Genomic DNA, 12541 nt, shown 5'->3' on the forward strand with positions numbered 1-12541 from the left:
TATTCACGGAGACACCCCACCATGCCTTTGGACCTTTCGACCGCTTCCAGCCTGCCCCGCGACGCCGAGCGCGCCACCCTTGTCGGCCGTCTCTGGCAACCCGGCGTGGGCCCGGTGCTGGTGGCCGTGCAGGGCGATGGCCTGCACGACCTGTCGACGCTCGCACCGACAATGAGCGACCTGCTCGAAGGCAACGGCTCGCCAGCCGAAGCCGTGCGCGCGGCACTGCAGAGTGGCGCCGCGCCACGCATCGCCGCACTCGATGCCGTGCTCGCCAACAGCGACGAAAGCACGCGCGACAGCCACCAGGCCTGGCTGCTCGCCCCTTGCGACCTGCAGGTCGTGAAGGCCAGCGGCGTGACCTTCGTCGCGAGCCTGCTCGAACGCGTGATCGAAGAACAGGCACGCGGCGATGCCTCGCGCGCCGAGGCCACGCGCGCGGCCATCGGCGATGTGCTGGGCGACAACCTCGCCGACATCGTGCCGGGCTCGCCCGAAGCCATGAAGGTGAAGGACGTGCTCATCGCGCAGGGCATGTGGTCGCAGTACCTCGAGGTCGGCATCGGCCCCGACGCCGAGGTCTTCACCAAGGCCCCGGTGCTCGCGGCCGTGGGCACGGGCGCCGACGTGGGCATCCACGCGGACTCGGCCTGGAACAACCCCGAGCCCGAAGTCGTGCTCGCGGTGAACAGCCGCGGCGAGACGCTCGGCGCCGCGCTCGGCAACGACGTCAACCTGCGCGACTTCGAAGGCCGCAGCGCACTGCTGCTGGGCAAGGCGAAGGACAACAACGCCTCGTGCGCCATCGGCCCGTTCATCCGTCTGTTCGATGCGCACTTCGGCATCGCCGATGTGCGGCGCATCACGGTCGCATTGAACGTGACGGGGCCCGAAGGCTTCACGCTTGAAGGTTCGAGCTCGCTCGCGAAGATCAGCCGCGATCCGCTCGACCTCGTGGCACAGACACTCAACCGCCACCACGCCTACCCAGACGGTTTCATGTTGTTTCTGGGCACGATGTTCGCGCCGACACAAGACCGTCACGGACCGGGGCAAGGATTCACGCACGTGGTGGGCGACCACGTGCGCATTGCTGCGCCTGAATTGGGTGCGTTGAACAACCGCGTCGTGCATGCAGACCAGGCGCCGCGGTGGTCTTTCGGCCTCGGTGCGTTGATGCGCAACCTCGCGTCGCGTCGGCTGCTGTAGCCCGTACTTCTGCACTTTAAAAGCAGATGTACTCCTTTGGAATTCAGAGGCTGCACTTTGCATTCTGTTGCGGTTGACCATGCCTCTTCTTACCCTCAAGATGACTACCATCGCGAGTGGATAAATCAAGGGAGTCGTGGTTGCTGCCGAATGAGATCGATCTGTTGCAGACGCCCGTCGAGGGCCCGCTTCCCTGTGGTGAAGATCTGGAATACGACGCCGATTTCATGGCGCTCCAACAGGCGGCCACGGGCAAGCGCGAGCAGCAGTTCGGCGACACCATCATCCCCGCCGAGCCGCCCGACTGGGCGCGCGTAGACCGCATCGCACGACAGCTGTGCGTGCGCACGCGCGACCTGCGCGTGCTGGTGCCGCTCACGCTCGCATGGACCGAAAGCCGCGGCTTGCCCGGCTATGTCGACGGGCTGCGGCAGGTCGATGCGGTGCTGCAGGCTTTCTGGAACGACGTGCATCCGCGCGTCGTCGATGGCACGAACGAAGACCCGCTGCCGCGCATGAATGCGCTGGCCGCACTGGCCGAAGCCGAAGGGCTCGGACGCAGCGTGCGCGATGCGCGGCTGCTCGAAGACGGTGGCACGGCGATGAGCCTGCGGCAGGTCGAGGCGCTGCTCGATTCGAGCAAGAGCGACCAGGTGGACTACCCCGGCGGCGTCGGCCGCCTGCGCGAGGCCGCACGCCGCGCACACGACAAGGCGGCGGCGCCGGTCGTGGCCCTGCGTGAGGCTTTGGCACTGCTGCAGCGCATCCGCGAGACCTGCGAGCGTGCGCTGGGCCAGAGTTGGGCGCCTGATTTTTCGAGGCTCGAACGGTCGCTGCGCACCGTGGGCCAGTTGCTGCCGGAGCAGCCGCACAGCGAGGTGCCGCAGGCGTCGGCAGTGGGCCGTGCAGAAGACACAAGCGGTGCGGCGCACGTGCACGCACCCGCAGCGCACGTTGCAGCGGCCACGCAGGCTGCAGTGCGCCCGCTGCGTATTCAAGAGATTGAAATATCGGCTCGTGAAGATGTGCAAGTGTTGTTGGAAAAAGCATGCGAGTTCCTGGAACGAACGGAACCGAGCCATCCGGCACCCATGCTGATCCGCAGGGCCCAGCGGCTGATGGACCTCAACTTCTTCCAGATCATCGAAGAGCTCGTGCCCGAGGGATTGCAAAAGATAGAAAGCCTTGCCGGCCGCCCGTTGAACGGCGACGCCGCATTGCCCTAGCGGCCGTTGCTGCCGGCGAGCAGGAACAACGCGCCGGCACCGGTCGACCGGTACGACCCATGCATTCAGTTTCAAGAGGACGCTTATGGCAGACAACCGTGTCAGGAACAGTGGTCAGAAGTTCATCGCGCGCAACCGGGCGCCGCGCGTGCAGATCGAGTACGACGTCGAGATCTACGGCAGCGAACGCAAGATCCAGCTGCCCTTCGTGATGGGCGTCATCGCCGACCTCGCGGGCAAGCAGACCGACCCCATGCCCGACCTCGCGGAGCGCGAGTTCATGGCGGTGGACATCGACAACTTCGACGAGCGCATGAAGTCCATCAAGCCGCGCGTCGCGTTCCAGGTGCCCAACACGCTCACCGGCGAAGGCCAGATGAACGTGGACATCACCTTCGACAGCATGGACGACTTCTCGCCCGCGCGCATCGCGCGCCAGGTCGATGCGCTGCAGCAGCTGCTCGAGGCGCGCACCGAGCTGTCGAACCTGCTCTCGTACATGGACGGCAAGAACGGCGCCGAACAACTCATCGCGCAGGCGCTGCAGAACCCGGCGCTGCTCAAGTCGCTGGCGTCCGCGCCCAACCCCGCGGTCGCGCAGGCGGCCGCCGATGCAGCAGCCAAGCAAGCCGACGACAGGACCGCACCATGAGCACCGCATCCCAGCAAGGCGCACGCGCCCGCACCGCCACCGTCGAAGCGCTCGAGCCCAACGAGTTCTCCGACCTCCTGCAGCGCGAGTTCAAGCCCAAGACCGAGCAGGCGCGCGAGGCGGTGGAGAACGCCGTCAAGACGCTGGCCGTGCAGGCGCTCGAGAACACCGTCACCATCTCGAACGACGCCTACCGCAGCGTGCAGGCCATCATCACGGAGATCGACCGCAAGCTGTCGGAGCAGATCAACCAGATCCTGCACCACGAAGACTTCCAGCAGCTCGAAGGTGCATGGCGCGGCCTGCACTACCTCGTGAACAACACCGAGACCGACGAGCAGCTGAAGATCCGCGTCATGTGCGCCTCCAAGCGCGAAGTGGCGCGCTCGCTCAAGCGCCACAAGGGCATCGGCTGGGACCAGAGCCCGATGTTCAAGAAGATCTACGAGGCCGAGTACGGCCAGTTCGGCGGCGAGCCCTTCGGTGCGCTGATCGGCGACTTCCACTTCGACCACAGCCCGCCCGACGTCGAGATGCTCGGCGAGATGGCCAAGATCGCCGCCGCCGCGCACTGCCCCTTCATCGCCGGCGCCTCGCCCACCGTGATGCAGATGGACTCGTGGCAGGAGCTGTCGAACCCGCGCGATCTGACCAAGATCTTCCAGAACACCGAGCACACCGCGTGGCGCTCGCTGCGCGATTCGGAAGACGCGCGCTACATCGGCCTGGCCATGCCGCGCTTCCTGGCGCGCCTGCCCTACGGTGCGCGCACCAACCCGGTCGACGAGTTCGAGTTCGAGGAAGAAACCGACTCGGCGCTGCACACGCGCTACACCTGGGCCAACTCGGCCTATGCGATGGGCGTGAACATCAACCGCTCGTTCAAGCAGTTCGGCTGGTGCACCTCGATCCGCGGCGTGGAGTCGGGCGGCGCGGTCGAGAACCTGCCCACGCACACCTTCCCCACCGACGACGGCGGCGTGGACATGAAGTGCCCGACCGAGATCGCCATCAGCGACCGACGCGAGGCCGAGCTCGCCAAGAACGGCTTCATGCCGCTGGTGCACCGCAAGAACTCCGACTTCGCGGCCTTCATCGGCGCGCAGTCTTTGCAGCAGCCGGCCGAGTACTACGACGCCGACGCCACGGCCAACGCCAACCTGGCGGCGCGCCTGCCGTACCTGTTCGCGTGCTGCCGTTTCGCGCACTACCTGAAGTGCATCGTGCGCGACAAGATCGGTTCGTTCCGCGAGCGCGAAGACATGGAGCGCTGGCTCAACGACTGGATCATGAACTACGTCGACGGCAGCCCCGGCACCTCGTCGCAGGACACGAAGGCGATGAAGCCGCTGGCGGCGGCCGAGGTCCAGGTGGAAGCCATCGAGGACAACCCCGGCTACTACGCCGCCAAGTTTTTTCTCCGGCCGCACTACCAGCTCGAGGGGCTGACGGTGTCGTTGCGGCTGGTTTCGAAGCTGCCGTCCAACAAGAAGGACAGCAGCTAATTCCACTGTCCCGCTACCGGGCAATTCATCGATAACTTTTGGGGGTCAATCATGGCAGTAGACATGTTCATGCGCGTCGAGGGTGCAAACGGCGAGTCCAAGGACTCCAACCACAAGGACTGGACCGACATCAAGTCGTTTGCATGGGGAGCGACGCAGCCTGGCAACATGGTCAGCGGCGGTGGCGGCGGCGTGGGCAAGGCCAGCTTCAACGACCTGCAGGTGCTCGCGCGCATCGACAAGGCCGCGCCTTCCGTGCTGAAGAACTGCGCGAGCGGCAAGCACCTGAGCAAGGTCGAGGTGGCCGTGTGCAAGGCCGGCGGCTCGCAGATCGAATACACGCGCGTCACGCTCGAAGAAGTGCTCGTCACCTCGGTGCAGTACACGGCCGAGCAGGGCGGCGATGCGGTGCTCGTGCAGTACGCCTTCCAGGCCGCGAAGGTGAAACAGCAGTACTGGGAACAGACCGACAAGGGCGGCAAGGGCGCCGAGACGGTGCTGGGCTGGAACATCAAGGAAAACAAGGAAGCCTGATTTCCTTGTTGCGCGGCGGGGCCGTGGCCTTCAGGGCCATGCAGCCCCCGCCGGCGGTCCACAGCCGTTTGTCTGTCTCCTGCGGCGCCCCTTCGCGGCGCGCCGCCTTTCACCTTTCAGCCAGTCAACGGGGAAGTTTCATGGGCGATGGGTTTGCAGTGCTGGGCGAGCGCTCCGTGGCCGAGCACACCGAATGGGTACAGCGGCAGATTCGCGCCAGTCCCCAGAATGCCGGCCTGCGCCTTGCCCTGTGCCACTTCCTCGCGCTGCGCGGCGAATGGCAGCGGGCCGAAGACCAGCTCAAGCTCGCCACGAAGCTCGACCCCACCTTCACGCCGGCCAGCGTCACCTGCGCGATGGCGTTGCGGGGCGAGCGCGAGCGCACCGACTTCTGGGCCGGCGGCGGACGCACGCCGGCCATCGTCTCGGGCAATGCCGACTGGGTCGAGCAACTGCTCGGCGCCGCCGTGTTGCCCGCCGAACGTGCCGACGAGGCCGCCGCGCTGCGCGAGGCCGCACGCGACGCGGCGCCGGCGCTGCAAGGCACGCTGACCACCGTCGACCGCTCCGATGCGCGGGCCGTGCAGGCGCTCGACGGCGAGCCCGCCGCACACAGCGACTTCGCCTGGCTGTGCGACGGCGACGCGCGCATCGGCGCCGTGCTCGAACTGTTCACGCCCTCGGGCTACGCGTGGCTGCCGCTGCCGGCGGTGCGCCGCATCAAGTTCTCGCGCCCGCAACATCTGGTCGACCTGCTGTGGGCGCCGGCCGAGATCGAGCTGCACGACGGACGCGGCCTCAACGGCCTCGTGCCGGTGCGCTACCCGGGCGCGCTCGACAGCCTGGACGACGAGACCGCGCTGGGCCGCCGCACCGACTGGCAGCCGCTCGCGGGCGACGACCAGTTCGCGGGCGTCGGCCAGCGCACGCTGATCAGCGAGGCCGGTGACCACTCGCTGCTCGACCTGCGGCGCATCGAGTTCGCCGCAGCGACGGAAGGCGCGGCCCCATGACCCCCGCCGTCACCACCGACATCGACGGCGACGCCCAGGAAAGCGTCGCGCGCGACCGCCTGCAGCCCGTGCTGCTCGACCGCCTCACCGACAAGGCGCCGCAGAACGGCCAGGAGCGCGCGGGCGCCTTCCTCATGAGCGGCAAGCTGCTGCGCGACTCGGTGCTGCGCGACCTGCAGTGGCTGCTCAACACCACCAACTTCGGCGCCGACCACCGCATCAACGGCATGCCGCGCGCGCGCGGCTCGGTGGTGAACTACGGCGTGCGCGGCTGGGCCGGCGGGCGCATGTCGGAGGTCGACTTCGCCGACGTGGAGGCGGCCATCCGCGCGGCCATCATCGACTTCGAGCCGCGCATCATGAAGGACAGCATCGACGTGCGCTGCGTGACCGATGCGACCGACCTGGAGCACCACAACCTGCTCGCGCTGGAGATCCGCGGCACGCTGTGGTCGGTGCCGTACCCGATCGAGTTCATCCTGCGTTCGGAGCTGGACCTGGAAAGCGGGCACATGGTGCTGCGACCGACAGGAGGGCTGTGATGCGACTGCATGGGTCCTCTTTTCAAGGAACACCGTGGAACCGGCTTTGCCGGGCCACTGGTGTTGCCCCCGGTGAGGGGGTAGGAGTAGCGACACGAAGTGCGCGAAGCCTGGGGGAAAGCCACTGATGGACGCCAAGCTCCTCGACTACTACAACCGCGAACTCACCTACATGCACGAGCTCGGGGCCGAGTTCGCGCAGCGCTACCCCAAGATCGCAGGCCGCTTGGGCATGCGCGGCATCGAGGTCAGCGACCCGTACGTGGAGCGCCTGCTCGAAGGCTTCAGCTTTCTCACGGCGCGCATCCAACTCAAGATGGACGCGGAGTTTCCGCGCTTCTCGCAGCGCCTGCTCGAGGTGGTGTACCCCAACTTCCTCGCGCCGCTGCCCGCGATGGCCGTGGTGCAGATCGACGGCAACCTCAACGAGGGCTCGCTGAAGGCGGGCTACGAGCTGCCGCGCCACACGCTGTTGCGCGGCCGCATGATCAAGGGCGAGCAGACGGCCTGCGAGTTCCGCACGGGCCATGCCGTCACGCTGTGGCCCATCAAGATTGCCGAGGCGAGCCTGGGCCCGGTGCCGGCCGAGATCGCGCATGCGCTGCCGATGGCGGCGCGCCAGGCGAAGGGCGCGATCACCATCAAGCTCGAGGCCGTGGGCGGCGCGCGCTTCTCGGAGATGCCGCTCGATCGGCTCGAGTTCTTTCTCTCGGGCGCCGAGCTGCACGCGCTGCGCGTGCTCGAACTGGTGGCGCACCACAGCGTGGCGACCGTGTGCCGCGCCGGCCCCGGCAGCACGGCGCGCATCGTGCCGCTGGGCGACGAGGCGATCCGCCACGAGGGCTTCGACCCCGAGCAGTCGCTGCTGCCCTACGACGCGCGCTCGTTCCAGGGCTACCGCCTGCTGCACGAGTACTTCGCCTTTCCCGAGCGCTACCTCTTCTTCAGCGTGAAGCACCTGCGCGCGGCGGCCTCGGCCATCGGCGGCACCACGATGGAGATCGTGATCCTGCTCGATCGCGCCGACGCCGACCTGGAGCGGCTGGTCGATGCCAGGCACTTCTCGCTGTTCTGCACGCCCATCATCAACCTCGTGCCGCGCCGCAGCGACCGCATCCCGGTCGGGCCGGGCCAGCACGAGCACCATGCGGTGATCGACCGCACGCGCCCGCGCGACTTCGAGATCTTCACCGTCGAGCGCGTCACGGGCCACATGGCCAACGGCTCGGAGGAGCGCGAGTTCCGGCCTTTCCTCGGCTCGTTCGCGTCCGACGACGGCGACTTCGGCGCCTACTTCTCGCTGCGCCGCGAGCCGCGCCTGGTGTCCGACCGCGCGCGCGCGCAGGGCACGCGCACCAGCTACACCGGCAGCGAGGTGTACGTGTCGCTGGTCGACCAGCACGACGCACCGTTCCCGCACAGCCTGCGCCACATCACCATCGACGCGCTGTGCACCAACCGCGACCTGCCGCTGCTGCTGCCCACCGGGCTCGAATCGGACTTCACGCTGCGCGTGTCGGCGCCGGTGCGCGGCGTGCGCATCCTGCGCGGGCCGTCGCGGCCGTACCCGGCGCTGGCCGAAGGCGCGCTCACCTGGCGCCTCATCAGCCACCTGGGCCTGAACTACCTGAGCCTGACCGATGTCGATGCCACGCAGGGCGCCGCCGCGCTGCGCGAGATGCTCGACCTGTACGGCAACCTCGCCGACCCGGCCGTGCGCCGGCAGATCCAGGGCGTGCGCTCGATGGCGCTGGCGCCGGTGTTCCGCCGCCTGCCCGAGCCGGGCCCGATCGTGTTCGGGCGCGGCGTGGAGATCGCGCTGCAGATCGACGAGGTCGCGTTCTCTGGCGCGAGCCCGTACCTGTTCGGCGCCGTGCTGGAGCAGTTCTTCAGCCGGCACGTGTCGCTCAATGCCTTCACCGAGTTCGCGCTGTCCAGCCTGCAGCGCGGCGAAATTGCGCGCTGGACCCCGCGCGTGGGACGCCGCCCCACCGTATGAGCACGACCGGCCTCACCGACGGCGCCATGCTGCAGCTGCTGCCGGCAGAGGCCGAGGTGCGCGACGAGGCGGCCGGCGATGTGCGCAGCCCCACCCACACCAAGGCGAAGTCCGCGCCGCGCCGCGGCGTGCCCGAGGCCGACCCCGCGCTGTGGGCCCGGCTCGTCGAGCAGCCCTTCGAGCACGACCTGTTCATGCTGCTGCGCCGGCTCGACGCGCAGGGCGACCATCCGCTGCTGGGCCGCGCGCCGCGCCCGCGCGACGAGCCGCTGCGGCTGGGCCAGGAGCCCTCGATGGCCTTCGCGCCGTCGAACGTGTCGGGCGTCGAGGTGGACCAAGACGGCGCGCCGCGCATCTCGATCTACGGCTTCGGCCTGTTCGGCCCCAACGGCCCGCTGCCGCTGCACCTGACCGAATACGCACGCGAGCGCAAGCGCCACCACGCCGACAACACCCTCAGCGCGTTCGCCGACCTGTTCCACCACCGGCTGATCCTGCTGTTCTATCGCGCCTGGGCCGACGCGCAGTCGGTCAACAGCCTGGACCGCCCCGACGGCCACCGCTTCGTCGACTACGTGGCCAGCCTCATGAACATGGGGCAGCCCGGCCTGAAGGCGCGCGACCGCATCGCCGACCACGCGCGCACCCACATGGCGGGGCACCTGGTGCGCCAGACGCGCAACCCCGAAGGGCTGATTCAGATTCTTCGCCTGTACTTCGACGTGCCCGTGCGCGTGGTCGAGTTCGTGAGCGACTGGGTGCACATCGACGAGCGCCAGGTCAGCCGCATCGGCCTGCTCGGGCGCAACCACCGGCTGGGCAGCGGCGCCACCATCGGCCTGGCGGTGCGCGATGCGCAGGGCAAGTTCAGGCTCGAACTCGGCCCGCTGTCGCAGCAGCAGTTCCGCGAGTTCCTGCCGGGCAGCCCGCGGCTGCAGCAGGTGATCGACTGGGTGCGCCAGTACGTCGGCATCGAATTCGCCTGGGAGCTGCGGCTGGTGCTCAGCAAGCCCGAGGCGCGCGGCATGCGGCTGAGCAGCGACCAGCGCCTGGGCTGGGGCAGCTGGCTCGGCACCCGCCTGTCCGACACCGACGCCGGCGACATGGTGTTCCAGCCCGAGGCGCTCTTTTCCCGCAACGCACCGGCTTCCTCATGACCGACATCCGCCGCGTCTCTCTTTTTTCGAAATTGAATCCGATGCTCTACAAGGCATTGGAGACCGCCACCGCCTTCGCCAAGCTGCGCGGCAATGCCTACGTGGAACTCGTGCACTGGCTGCACCAGATCCTGCAGCTGCAGGACAGCGACCTGCTGCGCATCATCAAGCGCGCCGGGCTCAACCTCGACGCGGTCGAGCAGGACCTCGTGCGCGCGCTGGACCGCCTGCCGCACGGCGCCACGTCGATCAGCGACATCTCCGAGCACGTCGACCATGCGGTGGAGCGTGCGTGGGTCTATGCCAGCCTGCGCTTCGAAGCCACGTCGATTCGCGGCGCCTACCTGCTCGCCGGCATCGTGAAGACGCCGGGCCTGCGCCAGGTGCTCTCGGGCATCTCGCGCGAGTTCGACAAGCTCGTGCCCGATGTGCTGGTCGCGCAGCTTGCCGCGTGGACCGAAGGCTCGCCGGAAGACGATTACGACGCCGCGTCGGAGGCGGGCGGTGGCGCACCTGTGGCGCAGCATCAAGGCGATGCCCCCGCCGCCGGCGGCTCGGCCCTGGCCAAGTACGCGAGCGACCTCACGGCCAAGGCGCGCGCCGGCGAGCTCGACCCCGTGTACGGGCGCGACGACGAGATCCGCCAGATCGTCGACATCCTCATGCGCCGCCGCCAGAACAACCCGCTGCTCACCGGCGAGGCCGGCGTCGGCAAGACGGCCGTGGTCGAAGGCCTGGCCTCGCGCCTCGCGGCCGGCGACGTGCCGCCTTCGCTGAAGGACGTGTCGCTGTGGGTGCTCGACCCCACGCTGCTGCAGGCCGGCGCGGGCGTGAAGGGCGAGTTCGAGCAGCGCTTGCGGCAGGTGATCGACGAGGTCGAGAAAAGCCCGAAGCCCATCGTGCTGTTCGTCGACGAGGTGCACACGCTGGTCGGCGCGGGCGGCACCGCCGGCACCGGCGATGCGGCCAACCTGCTCAAGCCCGCGCTCGCACGCGGGCGGCTGCGCACCATCGGTGCCACGACGTGGTCGGAGTACAAGAAGTACATCGAGAAAGACCCGGCGCTCACGCGGCGCTTCCAGACCATCCAGGTGCACGAGCCCACCGAGCCCAAGGCCGTGGTCATGCTGCGCGGCATCTCGGCCGAACTGGAGAAGCACCACGGCGTGCTCATCCTCGACGCCGCGCTCGAAGCTGCCGTGAGCCTGTCGCACCGCTACATTCCCGCGCGGCAATTGCCCGACAAGGCCGTGAGCCTGCTCGACACCGCGTGTGCGCGCGTGGCGCTGAGCCAGCACGCGTTGCCTGCGGCGCTCGAAGATTTGAAACGGCGCATCGAGGTGCTGGGCATCGAGTCGGGCATCGCGGGGCGCGAGGCGGCGATCGGGGTCGGCGAGCACCAGCGCGTGGAAGACATCGCCGCGCAGGTGGCTGCCGCGCAGGCTGAACTCGAACTGCTGGAACAGCGGCGCGTGGAAGAGGCGGCGCTGGTCGAGCGCATCGTCGCGCTGCGCAAGCTGCTGTCGCCTGCGGCGGTGCCGGTGCAATCTGAAGCGGAAGATGACCGCGAAGAGGAAGCGCCGGCCGAGCCCGAGCGAACACCCGAAGCCATCCGCGCCGAACTCAACGAAGCGCAAGACCAGCTCGTGAAGCTGCAAGGCGAGACACCGCTCATCCTCGCGGCCGTCGACGCGCAGGCCGTCGCCACCGTGGTCGCCGACTGGACCGGCATTCCCATCGGCCGCATGGTGCGCGACGACGCGCAGTCGGTGCTGCGCCTGGGCGAGATCCTGTCGGCCCGCGTGGTCGCGCAGCCCGATGCGCTGGAGACCATTTCGCGCCGCATCCGCACCGCGCGTGCGCGGCTGGACAACCCCAACAAGCCCGTCGGCGTGTTCCTGCTGTGCGGTCCCTCGGGCGTGGGAAAGACCGAGACCGCGCTCGCGCTGTCGGAGGCGCTGTATGGCGGCGAGCAGAACCTCGTGACCATCAACATGAGCGAGTTCCAGGAGTCGCACACCGTCTCCACGCTCAAGGGTGCGCCGCCCGGCTACGTGGGTTATGGCGAAGGCGGCGTGCTCACCGAAGCCGTGCGCCGGCGGCCCTACAGCGTGGTGCTGCTCGACGAGATCGAGAAGGCGCACCCCGACGTGCACGAGATCTTCTTCCAGGTCTTCGACAAGGGCTGGATGGAAGACGGCGAAGGCCGGCACATCGACTTTCGCAACACCGTGATCATCATGACGTCGAACGTCGGCACCGACCTCGTCATGCAGCTGTGCGAAGACCCGACGTTGCGTCCCGACCCCGAGCCGCTGGCGGCGGCACTGCGCGAGCCTCTGCTGAAAGTGTTTGCGCCCGCGCTGCTCGGGCGCCTGGTGGTCGTGCCCTACTACCCGCTGCAGGCCGATGCGCTGCACCGGATCATTCGCCTGCAGCTGGACCGCATCGCGGCGCGGCTGCAGGCCAACCACGGCATTGCATTGGCTTACAACGACAGCGCCGTCGCGCTTGTCGCACGCCGCTGCACGGCCATAGAGTCGGGTGGCCGGATGATCGACGCGATCCTCACGCACACCATCCTGCCCCGGCTGAGCGAGGAAGTCATCGGCGCCACCGTCAGTGCGCGCAAGCTCGCCGGCGTGCAGCTGGGCGCAGCGGGCGACGACTTCCAGTACGAGTTTTCAGAACGCCCCGCGTAGAC

Annotated in this window: 10 protein-coding genes; all 10 read left to right on the forward strand. The window is 68.4% G+C overall.

The features are described 5' to 3' along the window. Window positions 1-21 precede the first annotated feature (21 nt). The 10 genes from AC1RAD_RS00265 (at window position 22) to tssH (ending at window position 12539) form a co-directional block, all read left to right on the forward strand. Entirely contained in the window at window positions 22-1209 is a 1188-nt protein-coding gene (locus tag AC1RAD_RS00265) for a fumarylacetoacetate hydrolase family protein (RefSeq protein WP_492733297.1), read from the forward strand. A gap of 140 nt (window positions 1210-1349) precedes the next feature. Continuing rightward, the gene (gene tssA, locus AC1RAD_RS00270) at window positions 1350-2435 is read left to right on the forward strand and encodes a type VI secretion system protein TssA (RefSeq protein ID WP_159278907.1); all 1086 of its coding nucleotides are present in this window, start codon (window positions 1350-1352) and stop codon (window positions 2433-2435) included. 85 nt (window positions 2436-2520) lie between these two features. Next, window positions 2521-3087 carry a type VI secretion system contractile sheath small subunit gene (tssB, locus tag AC1RAD_RS00275; RefSeq protein WP_447740098.1) on the forward strand — a complete coding sequence of 189 codons (567 nt, stop codon included), beginning with the start codon at window positions 2521-2523 and terminating at the stop codon, window positions 3085-3087. Continuing rightward, window positions 3084-4592 carry a type VI secretion system contractile sheath large subunit gene (tssC, locus tag AC1RAD_RS00280; RefSeq protein ID WP_056583649.1) on the forward strand — a complete coding sequence of 503 codons (1509 nt, stop codon included), beginning with the start codon at window positions 3084-3086 and terminating at the stop codon, window positions 4590-4592. The genes tssB and tssC overlap by 4 nt, the downstream gene beginning before the upstream one ends. Before the next feature lie 51 nt (window positions 4593-4643). Next, window positions 4644-5126, forward strand: coding sequence for an Hcp family type VI secretion system effector (locus AC1RAD_RS00285; protein WP_062473964.1), 483 nt, complete (start codon window positions 4644-4646; stop codon window positions 5124-5126). A gap of 140 nt (window positions 5127-5266) precedes the next feature. Beyond that, window positions 5267-6139 (forward strand): type VI secretion system accessory protein TagJ, encoded by an 873-nt coding sequence (locus AC1RAD_RS00290; RefSeq protein WP_492733300.1) that lies wholly within the window; start codon window positions 5267-5269, stop codon window positions 6137-6139. Then, on the forward strand, window positions 6136-6681 hold the full coding sequence (gene tssE / locus AC1RAD_RS00295; protein ID WP_062473960.1) for a type VI secretion system baseplate subunit TssE: 546 nt from the start codon (window positions 6136-6138) through the stop codon (window positions 6679-6681). Before AC1RAD_RS00290 ends, tssE begins: the two co-directional genes overlap by 4 nt. A 127-nt stretch (window positions 6682-6808) precedes the next feature. After that, window positions 6809-8680, forward strand: coding sequence for a type VI secretion system baseplate subunit TssF (tssF, locus tag AC1RAD_RS00300; RefSeq protein ID WP_492733302.1), 1872 nt, complete (start codon window positions 6809-6811; stop codon window positions 8678-8680). Continuing rightward, complete coding sequence (gene tssG / locus AC1RAD_RS00305; protein ID WP_492733304.1) at window positions 8677-9837, forward strand: type VI secretion system baseplate subunit TssG; 1161 nt, start codon at window positions 8677-8679, stop codon at window positions 9835-9837. Before tssF ends, tssG begins: the two co-directional genes overlap by 4 nt. Further along, the gene (gene tssH / locus AC1RAD_RS00310; protein WP_307696536.1) at window positions 9834-12539 is read left to right on the forward strand and encodes a type VI secretion system ATPase TssH; all 2706 of its coding nucleotides are present in this window, start codon (window positions 9834-9836) and stop codon (window positions 12537-12539) included. The genes tssG and tssH overlap by 4 nt, the downstream gene beginning before the upstream one ends. Window positions 12540-12541 lie beyond the last annotated feature (2 nt).

This window comes from Variovorax sp. GW823-FHT04B03, from assembly GCF_058796495.1.